We start from the raw sequence: 19544 nt of genomic DNA, 5'->3' as shown, positions 1-19544 counted from the left end.
ACTAAAAAAGTGGTACATCAAAGCTATCAATTTATGCACGTTACGATGTTTTGCTATTGTTTAATATAAATTTCCTTTAACTTGTTCTGTGTGATTTCGTATTCAATTTTTTTATCGCCTTTAGTTAAGGTGATTTTTTGCGGATCGATGAGACCCGGCAATATCGCGTTCGCTTTGTGAATATACTCGACTGCTGTTGCAATATCACCTGCTAGTAAGGCTTTTTCGGCAATTGATTTAAGATAGTGTGGGTTGTCGCCATACAAACGATCAATTGTTTTATCTAAAGAACGCGCCAGTTGTGGGCGGTTGGTTTTAATGTATAAGCCTCTTAAATTCAGTAGTACATTTTTCTTACTTGGGTCTAATTCAATTGCATATAGGTAGGATTGTTCCGCTAACGGGTATAAATTGTTGCGAGATAATAATGCGCCGAGATTACTCCATACAAAGGATAGATTCGGAGCGATATCTAGAGCTTTATAGTAATAATGGTATGCTTGCCGATAATTTTCTTTAATCAGAGCTTCAGAAGCTAAATTGTTATAATAAAAAGCTTCTGCCACATCATCAGACAATAACTCTCCATGATTCTTGTTATATAAAGATTTATCATAAAAGTCGACGACAATTGATAAGTTTTTATCACGGTACATTCGCGTGTTGACATGACTTAATTGAGTGAAAACGCCATTTTCAGAGTAAGCGCCTAATGAACTAACGTTCTTACTTTCGAGATCTCAGAGCCGCATAATTTCCTCATCATTCACGCGAGGAAATAACATGCTCACCGCTAAACAAGAATACTGGCAAACACATATCGAACAATGGCAAGCATCAGGGCTTACTCAAGCGGCTTATTGTCGTCAGCATAATTTATGTCAAAACGGCTTAAGCTATCATAAGCATAAATTGGCTAACTTACCCAGCCATGTTAATTCCGTGACCAACGGATTTGCTCGTGTCCAAGTCATGGAAAGCTATACAACCAGTCAACCACTGAGCGTTCATCTGAATAACGGCCTCAAGGTCAGTGGTATTACACACCAAAACCTTGAGCTGGTTAAACAGTTGGCCCAGGTGTTGTCATGAACCAAGTGATGCGCCCCAACATCTCACTGACACAAGTCTACCTTTATTGTCAGCCCGTTGATTTTAGAAAATCCTTTCGCGGGTTATCTGCCATTATTGAATGTGAGCTTGGCCACAATCCATTTGAAGGTCACTTATACGCCTTCACCAATCGCCAGCGTAATAAAATAAAGTGCCTCTTTTGGGAAAACAACGGTTTCGTGCTCTATTACAAGAGTTTAGCCGAAGAAAAATTCCAGTGGCCACGCAACAATGAAGAGATGATAACTTTAACCGGACAGCAGATAAATTGGTTACTCGATGGCTATGATATTAGTGCTATGCAAGGCCATAAAAAACTTCATTATGAGGCTGTTTTTTAGGGCTTTTTGACGCTCACTTTGCTATAATACCCGCCATGAAAATGTCGCCCAAAGCTCAATCAAATCAAGCTTCTACATCTGTCGAAACTACGACTGAGATGGCAGCCTTGCTGTCTGAAAAAGACGACATTATCGACAAAAAATCAGAAGTGATTGCTTGGCAACAACAGCGTATCGCTTTGTTAGAAGAATACCTCAACCTTGCTAACCAAAAACGTTTTGGGTCTAGCAGTGAACAAACCACAGCTGAGCAAGGTAACTTGTTTAACGAAGCTGAAATCACCGCAGAGCCAGAGCAAGAAGAACTGCTTTTACCTGATACCGCTTCAAAAACCAAAACAGGGCGTAAACCTTTCTCTGATAAATTACCACGCGAACAAGTATTCGCTTATTTATCTGAAAAAGACAAAGCCGGTGCCATTGATACCTTCTTTGTAAAAGTCCGAGAAGAGCTAGACATCATCCCTGCTCAAGTGCGTGTGCTGGAATACATGCAAGAAAAAGCCGTGTTTAAAGATGAACAAGACAAGCGCATTATCAAAGCCGCTGAAGTCACATTACACCCTGTAGCCAAAGCGATGGGCAGTGTGAACTTAATGACCTACGTGATTGTGTCGAAATACGCGGATGGTATGCCACTGTATCGTTTAGAAAATATCATCCGCCGTTATGGTGGTGATATCTCAAGGGCGACCTTAGCGAATTGGGTTATCGCGTTGGCAAGGCAAGTTCAACCACTTATTCATTTACTCCGTGAGTATCAACATAACGGCCCACTGATAATGGCGGATGAAACTCGCATTCAGGTACTCAAAGAACCAGGCGCTTCCCCAACGGGTGATAAATACATGTGGGTCACTCTAGGCGGAGAGCCTAATCGACAATCAGTGCTGTTTGAATATGATCCTTCGCGTAGTCAGGAGGTACCCTTGCGCCTGCTGGATGGATTCACGGGAGGTTACCTGCAATCTGATGGATATGCTGGATATAATGCGGTCTGCAAAGAATATAAACTGACCTCATTAGGGTGTTGGGATCATGCAAGGCGTAAATTTAAAGAAGCTCAGATCGTGCAACCGAAAAGTAAAAAGACCAAAGTCAGTAAAGCGGATATGGCACTCAGCTATATCAACAAGTTGTATGTGATAGAGCGTAATATAAAATCATTGAGTGCTGATGGGAAATACCAAGCGCGTCAAGCGCAAAGCGTGCCTGTTCTGAACAAGTTGAAAAAGTGGTTAGACGTGCAGCGCCCCAAAGTAGTCAAAGACAGTTTAACGGGCACAGCAATGACTTACTTACACAACCAATGGGACAAATTAACGGTTTACTGTAAAGATGGCCGATTAAATATCAGCAATATCCTAGCAGAAAATGCGATCCGCCCGTTTGCTGTTGGCAGAAAAGCTTGGTTATTTGCAGATAGTCCCGCTGGTGCGCATGCGAGTGGAATACACTATAGCTTGATAGAAACGGCTAAGCTTAATGGACTTGAGCCGTATCACTATTTAAATGCGGTATTCAAAGCCTTACCATACGCAGATACGGTTGAAAAGTTAGAAAGGCTCCTGCCATGGAATTTTAAAGCCGAAAATAAAGAAAGCTAGCCCCGTAGGTTCATTGAGCGCTTACTTTTCAGAATGCCAAACAGGTTTCGATTTTGCTTCTTGAAATCGTGCATTCATCCCCAGCTCGCGACCAAGAGCGACCATTAAAGCTGTTAATGACATGCAATTGCCTCGCTTCATTTCAAAAGTTTCGCCAGCTGAGGCCGTTTCAAACATCTCGTAGTCAATAATGTAGCCTTTTTGATAAAACATGACTCGATACAAGGTATCAATTTGTTCTTGTTTCGATTTGCTTCTTAGTTTTAAAGACGAAATAAACCGTTTCATGGCTGGTGTCACTTCTAGAAATTGATATTTTTCTGTCAGTGTAAGTTGCCCTGGTAATTCTGTGATATCAGGAGGGATTGAGGGTTTTAAAGCGGCTAATTCGTTCAGACGTGCGGTGTTGCTACAAGCATTGAGCAACAGAGTGCTCGAAACTATCACACAAAATAGGAATAAATTATACATAGTGTCACCAGCAAATCTTAGTCGACACTCTAAGTGTAGCTTAAAATTTAACCTATCGATTTCATTTCTGTCACTTTTGGGATGACAATGGTATAGCTTAAGCCCTTATCCTGTTCACTGTAAGCAGATATTTCGCCATTTAATGTTTGCTTTACAAGATTGTAAGTGATGTGAGTCCCTAAACCTGAACCGCCTTTTTCTCGTTTTGTTGTGAAAAACGGGTCAAATAGTTTGGCCAGCACTTCTTTACTGACACCTCGGCCATTATCTTTATATTCGATTTTAACTTTATTATCTTCTATTTCACTAATATTGATCGATATCTCGCCTTGGCGTACACGTTCGAAACCATGGATAATTGAGTTCATCACCAAGTTCGTGAAAACTTGAGATATCGCACCTGCAGGGCAACGCATTTCCAATTTTTCGGGACAGTTGATGACGATTTTATGTTGTGTTTTTTTCAAATGAGGGTTCAGAGATTTGATAATATCATGTACATAATGATTCAACTCTATATCCCGTATCGCTTCACTTGCTTGATCTACGGCGATTTGTTTAAAGCTTGCCACGAGATCAGAAGCTCGTTTGAGATTGGTGTTTATCAAGTGGACACTTTCTTCAGCATCACCTATAAATTTAAGCATATGTTTAGGCGTAAGTGTTTTGTCATTAAAACTAACTGCTAATACCTTAAGTTGTTCTGTTAAGTAACTACTAGCGGTGACACTGATGCCGATTGGCGTGTTAACGTCATGTGCGATACCGGCCACTAGGCCGCCTAAAGAAGCCATTTTTTCACTCTCTACAAGTTGACCTTGGGCTGAGCGTAATTCATTTAAAGAGCTTTCCAGTTCTTTTTGTTTGGATAGCAAGGCTTCTTCAGCGCGTTTTTTAATTTCAATCCCTCTGCGTAATTCATTTCTATTTTGTTCCAACTCTTTTTTCTGCTCCTCTAAATCAAGCATGACTCGACTGAGATTCGCTGTTTTCTTAGCGACCTCTTGCTCTAACATGAGGTTCTGGTCATCTAGTTTGCTGTTAGCCTGAATTAAGCTGGCGTGTGCCGCATCGAGCTCACGGTTATAGTTGATTAGACGGTCAATTAATCCATTGTAAGCATTTTGTAGGATAGTAAGTTCATTTTTATCTGTGATACCCAATTCGATTTTCGACTGAGGTAATCTTTCAATATCGAAGTTTTCAATTTGCTCGGTTAATTCGTACAAAGGGCGGGATAACAACCTTTGAAAAGTAAAATAAATAATGATGAATAAACTTAAAGTTATAAAAATAGCTTTGAAAAAAAGTAAGAAGAGAGGAATTTTTATCCTTTGGATTATAATATCTCTAGATGAAATTAGGGTCACATCACCAACTTGAATTGGACGACCTGAAAACTCAAAAATTAAAGGGTATATGTAACCAAACAAACCCGAACTGTTATTTGCAATCACGATACTTTCTTGCTGGTAGCTAATTTCTAGTTCATTGTCTTCTATTAAATCGCCCAGCCTAGAGATGATTTGACCGTTTTCGTCTCTTAGTATAATGCCTTCAATAGTGGGCATCGCGAGCAAGCCTTGTGCAATCGTTACGGATTGTTGAACATTTAATTCCCAAATAGCGCGGGTTAAACTACCACTAAAGGTTTTTTGTAACGTTTTTAGCTCGTCTTCTATATGACTTTTAGTCGTGTAATATTCACTGACGACTTGCACCGCAGTAACTATCAGTGTCAGCAAAATATATATCGCTAATACTTTTGTTAATAGTTTGCGTGATATGCTGATGTTTCTCATTAAGTCAATGCTGAATCCGTTTAATAGAATAAACTAATCATAGTGTCTAGATTCATATGTTGCCTGCTTTATTCGTTAAAAAATTATAATTGGTATTGATTAGTAACAAAAAAATAATAACTCCAACTTAAATAAAACAGAATTGTTTGAATAATGACCGCATGGAAAATAAATTTAAATTTTCTGATAAAAAGCATTGACGGGTTTTAATTAGTCCCTATAATGCGCCCCCACAACGCAGCGACACGGCAACAAGCAAACAGCTTAAAAGCCAAATCAAAGCGCTAAAGTTGAAAAGCAAAACATCAAACGAAAGTGAGATAAATAAAGGCTTGACAACGAAAATGAGAAGCGTAAGATACGCGCCTCGCTGAAACGGACTAACGGTTCGAACTTCAGAAAACGTTCTTTAAAAATTAGTAACCTTATTATTTATCTGTGTGGGCACTCGCATAGTTTGAATAGATACAAAATATTCAATCTAGTGAAGTGACTACTGTTAATTCAGAATGTTAAATCAGTAAGATTGAGACAAAGATTAAAACTTTCTATGAAGAGTTTGATCATGGCTCAGATTGAACGCTGGCGGCAGGCCTAACACATGCAAGTCGAGCGGAAACGATGAGAGCTTGCTCTCAGGCGTCGAGCGGCGGACGGGTGAGTAATGCTTGGGGATCTGCCTTGTTGTGGGGGATAACCATTGGAAACGATGGCTAATACCGCATAATACCTACGGGTTAAAGGGGCTTTGGCTCCTGCGACGAGATGAACCCAAGTGAGATTAGCTTGTTGGTGAGGTAATGGCTCACCAAGGCGACGATCTCTAGCTGGTCTGAGAGGATGGTCAGCCACACTGGGACTGAGACACGGCCCAGACTCCTACGGGAGGCAGCAGTGGGGAATATTGCACAATGGGGGAAACCCTGATGCAGCCATGCCGCGTGTGTGAAGAAGGCCTTCGGGTTGTAAAGCACTTTCAGTCAGGAGGAAAGGGTGATGGTTAATACCCATCATCTGTGACGTTACTGACAGAAGAAGCACCGGCTAACTCCGTGCCAGCAGCCGCGGTAATACGGAGGGTGCAAGCGTTAATCGGAATTACTGGGCGTAAAGCGCACGTAGGTGGATTGATAAGTTGGATGTGAAAAACCGGGGCTCAACCTCGGCTGTGCATTCAAAACTGTCAGTCTAGAGTAAGGGAGAGGGGGGTAGAATTCCAGGTGTAGCGGTGAAATGCGTAGAGATCTGGAGGAATACCGGTGGCGAAGGCGGCCCCCTGGCCCATTACTGACACTGAGGTGCGAAAGCGTGGGTAGCGAACAGGATTAGATACCCTGGTAGTCCACGCCGTAAACGATGTCTACTTGTTGTTTGTGTCTTTAAGACGTGAGTAACGAAGCTAACGCGCTAAGTAGACCGCCTGGGGAGTACGGCCGCAAGGTTAAAACTCAAATGAATTGACGGGGGCCCGCACAAGCGGTGGAGCATGTGGTTTAATTCGATGCAACGCGAAGAACCTTACCATCCCTTGACATCCACAGGATTAAGCAGAGATGCTTAAGTGCCTTCGGGAACTGTGAGACAGGTGCTGCATGGCTGTCGTCAGCTCGTGTTGTGAAATGTTGGGTTAAGTCCCGCAACGAGCGCAACCCTTATCCTTAGTTACCAGCCTTAAGTTGGGGACTCTAAGGAGACTGCCGGTGACAAACCGGAGGAAGGTGGGGACGACGTCAAGTCATCATGGCCCTTACGGGATGGGCTACACACGTGCTACAATGGACAGTACAGAGGGCAGCTAACTTGCGAGAGTACGCGAATCCCTTAAAGCTGTTCGTAGTCCGGATTGGAGTCTGCAACTCGACTCCATGAAGTCGGAATCGCTAGTAATCGCAGATCAGAATGCTGCGGTGAATACGTTCCCGGGCCTTGTACACACCGCCCGTCACACCATGGGAGTGGGCTGCAAAAGAAGTAGGTAGCTTAACATTGGGCGCTTACCACTTTGTGGTTCATGACTGGGGTGAAGTCGTAACAAGGTAGCCCTAGGGGAACCTGGGGCTGGATCACCTCCTTAACGATGCTATTTAAATATGCAGAGTGTTCACACAGATAAATAAAGGTTACTACAAAGAAAGACTTCGTAAGGTCAAAGCTTGAACATAGTGAAGGCTAACCTGATTTAGGTCTGTAGCTCAGCTGGTTAGAGCGCACCCCTGATAAGGGTGAGGTCGGCAGTTCAAGTCTGCCCAGACCTACCAATAACATAGGTTGAAAACGTTAGAGCGCACCCCGTTCTTAATGTTAGCGGTGAGAGTCGGCTTGGTTATTTCAAGTCTGCCCAGACCTACCAAATTTAAAGATATACTGCATTGTTTTAATCGTCGTTTAGTAAACTAAACGTCCTCATAAAACGCCTTGTCTATCTTTAAATAGATAAAAAGACCTTATGTAAAAGCGAAAAGAATATGGGGCTATAGCTCAGCTGGGAGAGCGCCTGCCTTGCACGCAGGAGGTCAGCAGTTCGATCCTGCTTAGCTCCACCAAATTCCAAACGCACAAACGCACAAACGAAGTCAGGCTGACAGAAGCCAAACAAAATAATTGAAGAGAACGCAATTATCTTGTTTGGTTTTTTTTACCGAAAAAGCCAACGCTCTTTAAAAATCTGGACAGTAGTAAAAAAGTTAAATGCGTTGAAAAAAACGAGTTTAATCAAGTAAGACCATAGTATTCAATCAACGTAAAAGCGTTTAATGATACGATTCGATAAACATTCGGGTTGTATGGTTAAGTGACTAAGCGTACACGGTGGATGCCTTGGCAATTGGAGGCGATGAAGGACGTGTTAATCTGCGATAAGCTGTGACGAGTCGATAAAAGACGCATGAGTTACAGATTTCCGAATGGGGCAACCCACCCTTTTAGGGTATCTTGCACTGAATACATAGGTGTAAGAAGCGAACCGGGAGAACTGAAACATCTAAGTACCCCGAGGAAAAGAAATCAACCGAGATTCCCTAAGTAGCGGCGAGCGAAAGGGGAAGAGCCGATGATAAATGAATTAGTAGAATGAGCTGGAAAGCTCAGCCATAGTAGGTGATAGCCCTGTATATGAAGATTCATTAATCACGTATTAAGTAGGTCGGGACACGTGTTATCTTGACTGAAGACGGGGGGACCATCCTCCAAGGCTAAATACTCCCAATTGACCGATAGTGAACCAGTACCGTGAGGGAAAGGCGAAAAGAACCCCTGTGAGGGGAGTGAAATAGAACCTGAAACCGTGTACGTACAAGCAGTGGGAGCAGACTTGTTCTGTGACTGCGTACCTTTTGTATAATGGGTCAGCGACTTATATTTAGTAGCAAGGTTAACCGAATAGGGTAGCCGTAGCGAAAGCGAGTGTTAACTGCGCGTAGAGTTGCTAGGTATAGACCCGAAACCCGGCGATCTACCCATGGGCAGGTTGAAGGTTGAGTAACATCAACTGGAGGACCGAACCGACTAATGTTGAAAAATTAGCGGATGACTTGTGGGTCGGAGTGAAAGGCTAATCAAGCCGGGAGATAGCTGGTTCTCCCCGAAAGCTATTTAGGTAGCGCCTCGGACGAACACCTACGGGGGTAGAGCACTGTTAAGGCTAGGGGGTCATCCCGACTTACCAACCCTTTGCAAACTCCGAATACCGTAGAGTGCTATCCGGGAGACACACGGTGGGTGCTAACGTCCATCGTGAAGAGGGCAACAACCCAGACCGCCAGCTAAGGTCCCAAATGCTTATTAAGTGGGAAACGATGTGGGAAGGCTTAGACAGCTAGGAGGTTGGCTTAGAAGCAGCCACCCTTTAAAGAAAGCGTAATAGCTCACTAGTCGAGTCGGCCTGCGCGGAAGATGTAACGGGGCTAAATAAGCAACCGAAGCTGCGGATTTGAACGTAAGTTCAAGTGGTAGGGGAGCGTTCTGTAAGCTGTTGAAGGTGAACTGAGAAGTTTGCTGGAGGTATCAGAAGTGCGAATGCTGACATGAGTAACGATAAAGGGGGTGAAAAACCCCCTCGCCGAAAGACCAAGGTTTCCTGTCCCATGCTAATCAGGGCAGGGTAAGTCGGCCCCTAAGGTGAGGGCGAAAGCCGTAATCGATGGGAAACGGGTTAATATTCCCGTACTTTTAATAACTGCGATGGAGAGACGGAGAAGGCTAAACTGGCTTGGTGATGGTTATCCAAGTGAAAGTAAGTAGGCTGGTGTTCTAGGCAAATCCGGAACACTAAGGCTGAGATACGAGACGAGACACTAAGGTGTTGAAGTAGTTGATGCCCGGCTTCCAGGAAAATCTTCTAAGCTTCAGGTTATTAAGAACCGTACCCCAAACCGACACAGGTGGTCAGGTAGAGAATACTAAGGCGCTTGAGAGAACCCGGGTGAAGGAACTAGGCAAAATAGTACCGTAACTTCGGGAGAAGGTACGCCACGTTATTGTGAAAGTCTTAACGACTGGAGCGAGAGGTGGTCGAAGTAACCAGGTGGCTGGAACTGTTTATTAAAAACACAGCACTGTGCAAAATCGAGAGATGACGTATACGGTGTGACACCTGCCCGGTGCCGGAAGGTTAATTGATGGGGTTAGCGTAAGCGAAGCTCTTGATCGAAGCCCCGGTAAACGGCGGCCGTAACTATAACGGTCCTAAGGTAGCGAAATTCCTTGTCGGGTAAGTTCCGACCTGCACGAATGGTGTAATCATGGCCACGCTGTCTCCACCCGGGACTCAGTGAAATTGAAATTGCGGTGAAGATGCCGTATACCCGCGGCTAGACGGAAAGACCCCGTGAACCTTTACTACAGCTTGGCAGTGAACATTGAACCTACATGTGTAGGATAGGTGGGAGGCTATGAAGCAGCGTCGCCAGATGTTGTGGAGCCATCCTTGAAATACCACCCTTGTATGTTTGATGTTCTAACGTAGTCCCCTAATCGGGGATGCGGACACTGCCTGGTGGGTAGTTTGACTGGGGCGGTCTCCTCCCAAAGCGTAACGGAGGAGCACGAAGGTTGGCTAAGTACGGTCGGACATCGTACGGTTAGTGCAATGGCATAAGCCAGCTTAACTGCGAGACAGACACGTCGAGCAGGTGCGAAAGCAGGTCATAGTGATCCGGTGGTTCTGAATGGAAGGGCCATCGCTCAACGGATAAAAGGTACTCCGGGGATAACAGGCTGATACCGCCCAAGAGTTCATATCGACGGCGGTGTTTGGCACCTCGATGTCGGCTCATCACATCCTGGGGCTGAAGTCGGTCCCAAGGGTATGGCTGTTCGCCATTTAAAGTGGTACGCGAGCTGGGTTTAGAACGTCGTGAGACAGTTCGGTCCCTATCTGCCGTGGGCGTTTGATAATTGAGGGGGGCTTCTCCTAGTACGAGAGGACCGGAGTGGACGAACCTCTGGTGTTCCGGTTGTTATGCCAATAGCATTGCCGGGTAGCTAAGTTCGGAATCGATAACCGCTGAAAGCATCTAAGCGGGAAGCGAGCCCCGAGATGAGTTGTCACAGACCTTTAAGGTCCTGTAGGGCCCTTGTAGACTACGAGGTTGATAGGTTGGATGTGTAAGTGCTGTGAGGCATTGAGCTAACCAATACTAATTGCCCGTGCGGCTTAACCATACAACGCCGAATGTTTATTGAATATGAATATAAAAGATTAAGCTTGAGCGCATGAGAATTTTTTTACTACAAAGAGTCCAGATTAAGACTTGATTGGAAATCAAGCATCGCGCTAGTCATATGTGGCACTGCGATGTAATTGAATCCATTCAGGTGACAGTTTATGCCTGGCGGCGATAGCATTGTGGAACCACCTGATCCATTTCGAACTCAGAAGTGAAACACAATAGCGGCGATGGTAGTGTGGGGTTTCCCATGTGAGAGTAGCACACTGCCAGGCTTAAAATTACTAAAAATAATAACTAGAAATTGTACCGATTTTCCTGATGGCGATAGCATTGTGGAACCACCTGATCCATTTCGAACTCAGAAGTGAAACACAATAGCGGCGATGGTAGTGTGGGGTTTCCCATGTGAGAGTAGCACACCATCAGGTTCATAAATTAGAAAAAGCCCATCTTGAATTGATGGGCTTTTTTGTATCTATTGTCATATCAAAATTATTTACAAAACATACGGATAAATCTATGCAGAATAATTGCTGGTATGTTTATTTAATTCGTACCAACGATAATGCACTTTATACTGGGATTACCACGGATCCTCAGCGCCGTTTTAAAGAACATCAGATTGACATTCAAAAACAAGCTAAATATTTTCGCTCTCGCCAAGCTAAAACCTTAGAGTTTTTTCAATTCATAGGTAACCGTTCGCAAGCAAGTCAAATCGAGTACCAAATTAAAAAACTCCCTAAGCAAAAAAAAGAAAAGATCATAAAGCAAGGTAGTTTAGAAGGTATTATCGTTTCTGATCATACTTAGGTTCTGTGCCTAAAATAAGGCGTCGTATATTGGGCGTATGTCGAATCAAAATTAAAATCGCCAACATAGATACTGGTATGACGTATGTGGGTTTTAATAACCAAACATAAACCGGAGATAATGCAACTGAAATTATCGAAGCAAGAGAGGAGTATCTAAAGGCGTACAAGCTAATAAACCAAGTTATTATCAAGCTTACACCCAAGTCTAATCCTATTGGCAACATACTTCCAAATGCTGTAGCGACCGCTTTTCCACCTTTAAAAGCATGAAAAATGGGGAATATGTGCCCTAGACAGCATGCTATTGCAATGAAGCCAAGTTGGATCGGGCTTATACCTAAAAAATAAGATCCCCAAAGTGGCAAGACAGCTTTAAATACATCTATAAAGAGCGTGAGCACACCGGCTTTCAAACCGCCGATACGGTACATGTTAGTAGCACCTGGATTTAATGAGCCATGTTCAGTGGGTTTTTTAGTCTTAAAAATTCTTGCTGAAATACGGGCCCCTGATATAGAACCAGACAAATATGCAACGATAAGCATAAAAATAAAGATCAGGGACATAAGGTTTGGTTTTTTCCGCTCGTAAAACAAGGTAAAATGTCATCTTGCTGAGCTTACATTATTTGTGAACTCAATTCATTAAACTGTCAAAAATTTATGAGTATTTTGAAATATGGATGTTGTGTTTATACATAACCTAGAAGTGAAAACAAAAATCGGCGTTTTCGATTGGGAGCATGATATCGAGCAGAAGTTAATCTTCGATATAGACATGAAGTGGTCGAATAAAATTCCAGCGGAAAATGATGATATTAGTAAAGCGCTCGACTATTCAACAGTGACAGATTTTATTTTATTTTTTTGTCGTTCTAGGCAGTTTGAATTGATAGAAACTTTGGCCGAAGAACTAGCAAATAGATTGATGGCTAAATTTCTGCTGCCTTGGATTAAAATAAAAATTACTAAACCGGGGGCTATTAGCCAAGCACATGTTGGCGTTTTAATCGAACGTGGAACGAAATAAATGGCGAGAGTAGCTGTAAGTCTGGGAACAAATACTGAAGCCGAATTTCACCTTAAAATAGCGATATTTCTTCTTCGGCCGTTTATACAAGAATTAGTCATTTCAGATGTATATGAGAGCACACCAGTCAATTTTGGCGGGCGCAACTTTTACAATATAGTTTTTGGTGGCAATACTAAATTGTCATTAGAACATTTTATTGAATTACTAAAATCCATTGAAGACCAATACGGAAGGGATCGCAATGCTAACAACCGGTCTTCAATCACACTCGATTTAGATCTGTTAATTTACGATGATATTATTTGTGAGAACCCAATCTCACTGCCAAGACCTGAAATACTCAAGAATGCGTTTGTGTTAAAACCTTTATGTGATATTTATCCTGATTTGTTACATCCTGTAGTTAAAAAAAGTTACACACTGCTTTGGCAGAATTTTGATAACCCGAGCCAAGCTCTTTGGCAAATAGATTTCGACTGGAAAAAATAATGACATTATTGGAAATAATTGTATTAGCCTTGATTCAAGGTTTGACAGAGTTTTTGCCGATCTCTAGTTCGGCGCACTTGATTTTGCCCTCTCAGTTGTTGGGGTGGAATGATCAGGGACTGGCATTTGATGTAGCTGTTCATGTGGGATCATTGGCAGCTGTTGTTATTTATTTTCGTAAGGACGTGGTTGAGATCTTGTCCGCCTGGTTTAAAAATGTGAGTGGCGGTGAATCTACAGATAACAGTCGGTTAGGGTGGTGGGTCATCTTGGCAACCATTCCAGCTTTGTTGTTTGGTTTGTTGTTTAAAGACATTATCGAACTGTATGCGCGCTCAATCGCTGTCATTGCAACAACTACTATTGTATTTGGTTTACTACTTTGGTGGGCGGATGTTAAAGCAAAGGCACATTTAGAGCTTAAACTGCTTGGCTGGCAAAAGGCGCTTATTATTGGTGTCGCTCAAGCTATTGCAATGATTCCAGGCACTTCTCGCTCGGGTATTACTATTACCGCTGGTTTAATGCTGGGGTTAAATAAAAGTAACGCTGCTCGTTTTTCATTTTTATTATCAATTCCAATTATTTTGGTCGCAGGATCATACCAAACGTTTAAATTAGTGACTTCTGGTGAATTAGTTGATTGGGCGGCAATATTTTGGGGGACGGGCTTATCTTTTATCAGTGCATATTTTTGTATCTACCTATTTTTATCTTTGATAGAAAAAATTGGTATGTTGCCGTTTGTGATTTATAGGCTGCTATTAGGCGCTGTACTCGTTACTTTTATAGTTTAGCGGTACCAGATATCTTTATGTGTCAAAATATGGCGCGGTCAGTAAAACAACGCGGTAGATATCTTACCGCGTTGTTGGAAGTATTAATCTAGTTTTCGCGTGAAGACTGGTTTGTCTGCAGTGGACAGAGCAGGGTTGAAGGTATAACCTTCAGCATCAAACAGTTTTAAGTCAGCTACGTTTGATATTTTGTTTTGAATTATAAATCTTGCCATTAAACCTCTTGCCTTTTTTGCAAAAAAGCTAATCATTTTAAACTGGCCATTTTTCCAATCGCGGAATTCAGGCGTGACTATCGATGCAGATAAAGAGTTTTTCTTCACGGATTTAAAATACTCATTAGAAGCTAGGTTGATCAGGGTATTCGATTGCTGGCTTGCAATGCTTTTATTAAGCTCTTGTGTAATAATATCTCCCCAAAAGTCATATAGATTTTTACCTCTGGGATTCTCTAATTTAGTGCCCATCTCTAAGCGGTAAGCTTGCATTAGGTCAAGTGGTTTTAAAAGTCCATAAAGTCCAGATAAAATCCTCAAGTTATTTTGTGCATAATCTATATCTCGGTCAGATAAAGTATATGCGTCTAAACCAGTATAAACGTCTCCATTAAATGCATAAATAGCTTGTCGTGCATTTTCAAGGTTAAAATTTGGCTGCCATTCAGTGAACCTTGCGGCATTTAAACCAGCAAGTTTATCACTAATTTTCATTAAGTTAGATAGATCTAATGGTGTTAGTGTTTTACAAATATCTGCCAATATTTTACTTTCTTCAAGTAATTCAGGTTGGCTATATTTATTTGTGGGAAGTGGTGTTTCATAATCAAGATTTTTTGCTGGAGATACTACTATTATCATTTGCCTAATCCATACATACAAATATATCTAGTGTACCGCCATTTTATTTGATGACCAAACTTGGAATAAATGTCGCGTTGCATCACCCTATATTGTCTGGATTTAAAAGTCGAATGGTTCTAAATATGTCGAAGTTTTTAAGCATGATCTCAACGAGTTTAGGTTCGAATTTAATACCCGATTGATTTTTCAAGTACTCCACTATTTTATCTTCTGACCAAGGCTCTTTATAGCTACGTTTCGAACCCAGCACATCAAACACATCTGCTAAGGCAACGATACGGGCTTCAATCGGTATATCGTTAGCAGTTAATCCTTGAGGGTAACCGCTTCCGTCCCAGTTTTCATGGTGGAATTTTGCAATATTAGCTGCAACTCGAGCGATGGCCTTTTGGCTATTTTCTAGTAATTCAGCACCTCTTATTGTATGTTGTTGCATGATAGCCCATTCTTCTGCGTTTAATTTTTCCGGTTTGTTTAAGATATCTTCAGAAATGGCGATCTTGCCGATGTCATGTAGTGGAGCAGCATGTGCAATGACAGCTGTTAGCCTTTCATCACATTGGTATAAACGTGCAAGTTCATGACTGATTAAAGAGACGCGTTTTACATGTGCATGGTTTTCTTTACTGCGCATTTCAATAGAGTCGCTCAGAATATAAATTAGTTCCGCTTGAGCAGACTCTAACTCTTCTCGCAAAGTTACTTTTTCGAATATTAACGCTAAATTTGTAGCATAGTTCTCTAATAAATTAATTTGAAACTCATCTATGGTTTCGGAAAAGTTGGCCAGCAATACCGATTGGGTTGATGTACTTGTTTGATAAAACCCAACGTAAACTTTCTCATCAATATAAGATTTCTTATCTTGAAAGGCTTGCTCAATTATATTCTTACTGTCAGACGGTATTTCTATATTGTTGAAGCTATAGCCATAACCGACATAGCTACCCGATGCACCTAATATAATGCGTTCAGAAGTATGTAGTAGACTTTCAGTGTTATTGGCAACATATAATGAAGAGCATTCAATACCTAATAGATTGAACAACTGTTCAAGAGAGGCGGTCCCGAACTCGATAATTGAGTGTGTTTTCAAAATGTCTGTTGATGCTGCGACGAGACGTTTAAAACCATTCAAGCTTTTTTCTATGGAAATGATATCTCTGTACGCACGAATGCTTGCATATGCACAGGTGGTTAGCTTTCTGGCGGTTAATTCAGTTTTTTCTTTGTAATCATTAATGTCATATTCACTAATAACTTGCTCTTCTGGTGCTGTGCCCGCTTGACCGGTACGTAATACGAGTCTAATCGAAAAATTCTGTAGTTCTTTTCTAATCCACTTAATTAATTCGAGGCCCGCATGATCGGTTTCCATCACAACATCGACAAAGGCGAGCGCAAAATCTGGCGTTTGTTGCAGTAGTCGTTTGGCTTCACTTGTATTGTGAGCACTGTAGACTTCAAGCGACATACCTTCTATCGTAAGGTCTTTTAGCACGAGTTTAGTGACTTGATGAATAAAATCATCGTCATCTACAATTAGAACTTTCCAGCAACTGTCTGTTGTTTGCTGTTCAGTTTCTTCTTCGGCAAACTGAAATAAAGGGTTCTCATGCATAATGAAATACGCTACCGATTCAATCGAAAAGGATATTGACTAAGTGTAGTTGAAGAATGAGAAAAACAAACTAAATAAGGAAAGTGGTTGCGGGAGCTGGATTTGAACCAACGACCTTCGGGTTATGAGCCCGACGAGCTACCAGACTGCTCCATCCCGCGTCAATAAAGATAAATTAATTGTAAGATGACCCATATGCTCAGGATACTTACCCACAAGCTTGATAATTTAACAACAATTAAAATAATAAATAGATTGGTTGCGGGAGCTGGATTTGAACCAACGACCTTCGGGTTATGAGCCCGACGAGCTACCAGACTGCTCCATCCCGCGACACTAAAGAAATTATTTATATATAAGTTTGGTTGCGGGAGCTGGATTTGAACCAACGACCTTCGGGTTATGAGCCCGACGAGCTACCAGACTGCTCCATCCCGCGACACTTATAAATAGTTAGCTTTCATAACATCTCCGGCTAACGAGGCGTGCATACTATACAAATTATTATTAAATGCAAGGGCTAAGGAAGAAATAATTTTTAAGTGATGGAATTTTGCGCTTTTAGCCTTACCTGAGGCTCGTAGGGTCGTTTCTAGTTGTTGTTTTAATGAAATTAACAAAGATTTTCGAGCATATATAAAGTGGTTGAAATATATATTCTTTATTAACTGGTAAGACCATTGAATTGTGTTAATATTATGTAATGAAAATACTTAACCAAGTTCATCAGACTACTCTATAGTTTATTTCAACTATCTATAAATAGGGTGACTCGGAATGGAGTTTTTATGAAACGAAAGCAATTTACAATGCAACACACTTATTTATCATCTGCTATTTTCATGGCGCTAACAATGGGCTCACCACAGGCTACAGCCGCCCAGTTTGAGATAGCAGGCTTGGAAATCAATTTTGATTCTGCGTTCACCTTGGGTACAAGTTATCGGGTTGAGGATAGAGATTGGTCTTTGATTGGTAAAAATAACCAAACAGAGTTAACTTGGCGCAATACTCAAGCCAATTATAATGGTGAGTACAACGCAGCAGGTAATATCATTTACCAAGCACAGGATGTTTGGGCGCAACCTGGCTCGTATTCTGCAAATGGTGATTTAGCTAACTTAAACCATGATCCGGGCGAGGCATTCTCTCGTGTTTTTTCGGGTACGCATGAGTTAGATATTAATGCAGGCGACTGGGGATTCTTCTCTCGCTTTATGTATTTTTATGATGATGCTGCGAAAAAAAGTAAAGCTTGGACAAACCCTGTTTCTAAAAAATCTGTCGATATTTGTCGGAATAAAGAAGCAAAAGAGAGAGTTTGCCAGGATTTTAGGTTTTTAGACGCATTTTTGTATGGCTACTTTGATATTGGTGATATGCCAGTATCGCTGCGTATTGGTGATCAAGTTGTGAGTTGGGGCGAAAGTTCGCTGATTTCTCATGGTGTTAACGCCATTAATCCAGTTGACATTTCTCGTTTAAAAGCGCCCGGCGCAGAGTTAAAAGAGGCCTTTATTCCCGTGGGGATGGTTTGGGGATCGATTGGATTAACAAACAATCTTTCATTTGATGCTTTTTATCAGTACAAATGGGAAAAAACAATATTACCTGCACCGGGTAGTTATTTTTCAACCAACGATTTCGCCGGTAACGGTGGCTATTACAACAATGTACAAATCGGTTTTACACAAAATCCAGACATGGATGCTGATTATTTAGCGATGCAACTTAGCACATGGGTTAAAGATGCTTTAACTATGAGCTCAGCGGAGATTGATCAAACGGTTGTACAGCTAAATACAACAAATGATCCGCAGCAAAAAGCGCAACTGGCAGCCGAATTTTACGATTTAACAGCGCCTTATTATGTAAATGCAACCAAGGTTGCAATAATGGCGCAGCCGCATACCGGTAATCGCTATCCAAGTGATGACGGGCAATACGGATTTAAGTTCACTTATTATTCGCCCGAACTAAATGATACGGAATTTGGTCTTTACTACATGAACTATCATAGTCGCCGGCCACTCATATCGGGTCGAGCGTCTAATTTTGAAATTGGTAGCTTGTATGGTGATGTTCAATATTTGCTGACGAATGGTATAAATGTAGATAATTTACATAACCTAAAAGCATTTACACAAGCTTATTTAGAATATCCAGAAGATATTCAACTTTACGGTTTTAGCTTTAATACCAGTATTGGCACCACAGCATTGGCAGGCGAAATCGCTTATCGTCAGGATGAACCGCTACAAATTGATGACGTTGAGCTTTTGTATATGGGGATGCCAGAGCAATTAGCAAATGCTAATTTAAGGCCTGATTTAAAAGGTATATCGCAATTATCACACGTTGAATCTGGTGGCAATGCGCAAGGTTATATTCGAAAAGATACCGTACAGGCGCAAGCTACACTTACCCACTTGTTTGGTCCAACATTGGGTGCAGATGCATTGGCACTATTATTTGAAGCGGGTGTGGTGCAAGTTCAAGATATGCCAGAACAAAGTGAGCTTAGGCTGAACGGCCCGGGGACAGCGAGAAGTGGGGTACTACCAAGTGCACAAGGCTTGCAATTGGCCATCTCTGATGGCGCAGAAACCACGCCTTTCCCAACGGCTACCGCATGGGGGTATAGGGCAGTCGCTCGTTTAACCTATAACAATGTCTTTTCTGGTGTTAATGTGACACCTCGGCTGGTTTATTCGCACGACGTTAAAGGTACGACACCAGACCCGATGTTTTTATTTGTCGAAGATCGTCAATCAGCTTCATTATCTTTAACATTTGACTACCAGAACAAAATTCAGTTTGATATGGGGTACAACGCATTTTGGGGTGGATTAGGCAACAGTAACAATTTTGCTGATCGTGATTATATTTCATTCAGTATAAAGTATTCTATTTGAGGTTTTGTGAAT

14 protein-coding genes, 5 tRNA genes and 4 rRNA genes are annotated in these 19544 nt (G+C 41.8%); 14 read left to right on the top strand and 9 right to left on the bottom strand.

The genetic code is table 11. From position 1 onward, the window contains the following. Positions 1–53: 53 nt before the first annotated feature. The gene (locus tag FNT16_RS00400) at positions 54–656 is read right to left on the bottom strand and encodes a tetratricopeptide repeat protein (RefSeq protein WP_143869687.1); all 603 of its coding nucleotides are present in this window, start codon (positions 654–656) and stop codon (positions 54–56) included. A 127-nt stretch (positions 657–783) separates the two neighbouring features. Between FNT16_RS00400 and tnpA the strand changes: the two genes are divergently transcribed. Genes tnpA through tnpC form a run of 3 tightly spaced genes read left to right on the top strand, consistent with a single transcriptional unit; the run spans position 784 to position 3061 of the window. Next, entirely contained in the window at positions 784–1092 is a 309-nt protein-coding gene (gene tnpA / locus FNT16_RS00395; RefSeq protein WP_143869686.1) for an IS66 family insertion sequence element accessory protein TnpA, read from the top strand. Continuing rightward, positions 1089–1454 carry an IS66 family insertion sequence element accessory protein TnpB gene (gene tnpB, locus FNT16_RS00390; RefSeq protein WP_143869685.1) on the top strand — a complete coding sequence of 122 codons (366 nt, stop codon included), beginning with the start codon at positions 1089–1091 and terminating at the stop codon, positions 1452–1454. Before tnpA ends, tnpB begins: the two co-directional genes overlap by 4 nt. 35 nt (positions 1455–1489) lie before the next feature. Next, a complete protein-coding gene (gene tnpC, locus FNT16_RS00385; protein WP_143869684.1) occupies positions 1490–3061 on the top strand; it encodes an IS66 family transposase in 1572 nt (523 codons plus the stop codon). Between the two features lie 21 nt (positions 3062–3082). Here the strand turns inward: tnpC and FNT16_RS00380 are convergent, their stop codons facing one another. Then, positions 3083–3532 (bottom strand): transglutaminase domain-containing protein, encoded by a 450-nt coding sequence (locus FNT16_RS00380; RefSeq protein ID WP_143869683.1) that lies wholly within the window; start codon positions 3530–3532, stop codon positions 3083–3085. A 47-nt stretch (positions 3533–3579) separates the two neighbouring features. Beyond that, positions 3580–5334 carry an ATP-binding protein gene (locus FNT16_RS00375; protein WP_143869682.1) on the bottom strand — a complete coding sequence of 585 codons (1755 nt, stop codon included), beginning with the start codon at positions 5332–5334 and terminating at the stop codon, positions 3580–3582. A 547-nt stretch (positions 5335–5881) separates the two neighbouring features. Here FNT16_RS00375 and FNT16_RS00370 point away from each other — a divergent pair. The 7 genes from FNT16_RS00370 (at position 5882) to FNT16_RS00340 (ending at position 11816) form a co-directional block, all read left to right on the top strand. After that, positions 5882–7408: ribosomal RNA gene (locus FNT16_RS00370) — 16S ribosomal RNA — on the top strand. Between the two features lie 107 nt (positions 7409–7515). Then, positions 7516–7592: transfer RNA gene (locus tag FNT16_RS00365), tRNA-Ile, on the top strand. 209 nt (positions 7593–7801) lie between these two features. Beyond that, positions 7802–7877, top strand: a tRNA-Ala gene (locus tag FNT16_RS00360). Between the two features lie 242 nt (positions 7878–8119). Beyond that, positions 8120–10995 (top strand): 23S ribosomal RNA (locus FNT16_RS00355). Between the two features lie 166 nt (positions 10996–11161). Further along, positions 11162–11275: ribosomal RNA gene (rrf, locus tag FNT16_RS00350) — 5S ribosomal RNA — on the top strand. 42 nt (positions 11276–11317) lie between these two features. Further along, positions 11318–11431 (top strand): 5S ribosomal RNA (gene rrf, locus FNT16_RS00345). Together the 16S, 23S and 5S rRNA genes with 2 tRNA genes alongside form the textbook arrangement of a ribosomal RNA operon. A 91-nt stretch (positions 11432–11522) precedes the next feature. Next, positions 11523–11816, top strand: a complete 294-nt coding sequence (locus FNT16_RS00340) for a GIY-YIG nuclease family protein (RefSeq protein WP_143869681.1) — start codon at positions 11523–11525, stop codon at positions 11814–11816. Here FNT16_RS00340 and plsY read toward each other — a convergent pair. After that, entirely contained in the window at positions 11794–12378 is a 585-nt protein-coding gene (gene plsY / locus FNT16_RS00335; protein WP_221935078.1) for a glycerol-3-phosphate 1-O-acyltransferase PlsY, read from the bottom strand. The two genes, FNT16_RS00340 and plsY, sit on opposite strands and share 23 nt — an antisense overlap. Before the next feature lie 118 nt (positions 12379–12496). Here plsY and folB point away from each other — a divergent pair, with 118 nt between their 5' ends. From folB to FNT16_RS00320, 3 genes are read left to right on the top strand one after another with little or no spacing between them, the layout of a single operon-like run. Continuing rightward, positions 12497–12847 (top strand): dihydroneopterin aldolase, encoded by a 351-nt coding sequence (folB, locus tag FNT16_RS00330; protein WP_143869679.1) that lies wholly within the window; start codon positions 12497–12499, stop codon positions 12845–12847. Beyond that, positions 12848–13339 (top strand): 2-amino-4-hydroxy-6-hydroxymethyldihydropteridine diphosphokinase, encoded by a 492-nt coding sequence (folK, locus tag FNT16_RS00325; protein WP_143869678.1) that lies wholly within the window; start codon positions 12848–12850, stop codon positions 13337–13339. Next, positions 13339–14136 carry an undecaprenyl-diphosphate phosphatase gene (locus FNT16_RS00320; protein ID WP_143869677.1) on the top strand — a complete coding sequence of 266 codons (798 nt, stop codon included), beginning with the start codon at positions 13339–13341 and terminating at the stop codon, positions 14134–14136. The genes folK and FNT16_RS00320 overlap by 1 nt, the downstream gene beginning before the upstream one ends. An 83-nt stretch (positions 14137–14219) precedes the next feature. On the opposite strand, the gene yaaA is transcribed toward FNT16_RS00320, so the two are convergent. The 5 genes from yaaA to FNT16_RS00295 form a co-directional block, all read right to left on the bottom strand. Beyond that, the gene (gene yaaA / locus FNT16_RS00315; RefSeq protein ID WP_143869676.1) at positions 14220–14993 is read right to left on the bottom strand and encodes a peroxide stress protein YaaA; all 774 of its coding nucleotides are present in this window, start codon (positions 14991–14993) and stop codon (positions 14220–14222) included. A gap of 82 nt (positions 14994–15075) precedes the next feature. Next, a complete protein-coding gene (locus FNT16_RS00310; RefSeq protein ID WP_143869675.1) occupies positions 15076–16617 on the bottom strand; it encodes an HD domain-containing phosphohydrolase in 1542 nt (513 codons plus the stop codon). 84 nt (positions 16618–16701) lie between these two features. Then, positions 16702–16778: transfer RNA gene (locus FNT16_RS00305), tRNA-Met, on the bottom strand. Between the two features lie 95 nt (positions 16779–16873). Continuing rightward, positions 16874–16950, bottom strand: a tRNA-Met gene (locus FNT16_RS00300). A 29-nt stretch (positions 16951–16979) separates the two neighbouring features. Beyond that, positions 16980–17056: transfer RNA gene (locus FNT16_RS00295), tRNA-Met, on the bottom strand. A gap of 349 nt (positions 17057–17405) precedes the next feature. Between FNT16_RS00295 and FNT16_RS00290 the strand changes: the two genes are divergently transcribed. Further along, on the top strand, positions 17406–19532 hold the full coding sequence (locus FNT16_RS00290) for a DUF1302 domain-containing protein (RefSeq protein ID WP_143869674.1): 2127 nt from the start codon (positions 17406–17408) through the stop codon (positions 19530–19532). Positions 19533–19544: the final 12 nt, after the last annotated feature.

It is taken from the genome of Catenovulum sediminis, assembly GCF_007289895.1.
Taxonomy (GTDB): Bacteria; Pseudomonadota; Gammaproteobacteria; order Enterobacterales; family Alteromonadaceae; genus Catenovulum; species Catenovulum sediminis.
This window is presented reverse-complemented; position numbering and strand designations above follow the sequence as displayed.

Excerpts from the sequence above, each read along its gene's own strand:
- FNT16_RS00400 (WP_143869687.1), bottom strand. The coding sequence starts at position 656 with ATGTACCGTGATAAAAACTTATCAATTGTCGTCGACTTTTATGATAAA.
- tnpA (WP_143869686.1), top strand. The coding sequence starts at position 784 with ATGCTCACCGCTAAACAAGAATACTGGCAAACACATATCGAACAATGG.
- tnpB (WP_143869685.1), top strand. The coding sequence starts at position 1,089 with ATGAACCAAGTGATGCGCCCCAACATCTCACTGACACAAGTCTACCTT.
- tnpC (WP_143869684.1), top strand. The coding sequence starts at position 1,490 with ATGAAAATGTCGCCCAAAGCTCAATCAAATCAAGCTTCTACATCTGTC.
- FNT16_RS00380 (WP_143869683.1), bottom strand. The coding sequence starts at position 3,532 with ATGTATAATTTATTCCTATTTTGTGTGATAGTTTCGAGCACTCTGTTG.
- FNT16_RS00375 (WP_143869682.1), bottom strand. The coding sequence starts at position 5,334 with ATGAGAAACATCAGCATATCACGCAAACTATTAACAAAAGTATTAGCG.
- FNT16_RS00340 (WP_143869681.1), top strand. The coding sequence starts at position 11,523 with ATGCAGAATAATTGCTGGTATGTTTATTTAATTCGTACCAACGATAAT.
- folB (WP_143869679.1), top strand. The coding sequence starts at position 12,497 with ATGGATGTTGTGTTTATACATAACCTAGAAGTGAAAACAAAAATCGGC.
- folK (WP_143869678.1), top strand. The coding sequence starts at position 12,848 with ATGGCGAGAGTAGCTGTAAGTCTGGGAACAAATACTGAAGCCGAATTT.
- FNT16_RS00320 (WP_143869677.1), top strand. The coding sequence starts at position 13,339 with ATGACATTATTGGAAATAATTGTATTAGCCTTGATTCAAGGTTTGACA.
- yaaA (WP_143869676.1), bottom strand. The coding sequence starts at position 14,993 with ATGATAATAGTAGTATCTCCAGCAAAAAATCTTGATTATGAAACACCA.
- FNT16_RS00310 (WP_143869675.1), bottom strand. The coding sequence starts at position 16,617 with ATGCATGAGAACCCTTTATTTCAGTTTGCCGAAGAAGAAACTGAACAG.
- FNT16_RS00290 (WP_143869674.1), top strand. The coding sequence starts at position 17,406 with ATGAAACGAAAGCAATTTACAATGCAACACACTTATTTATCATCTGCT.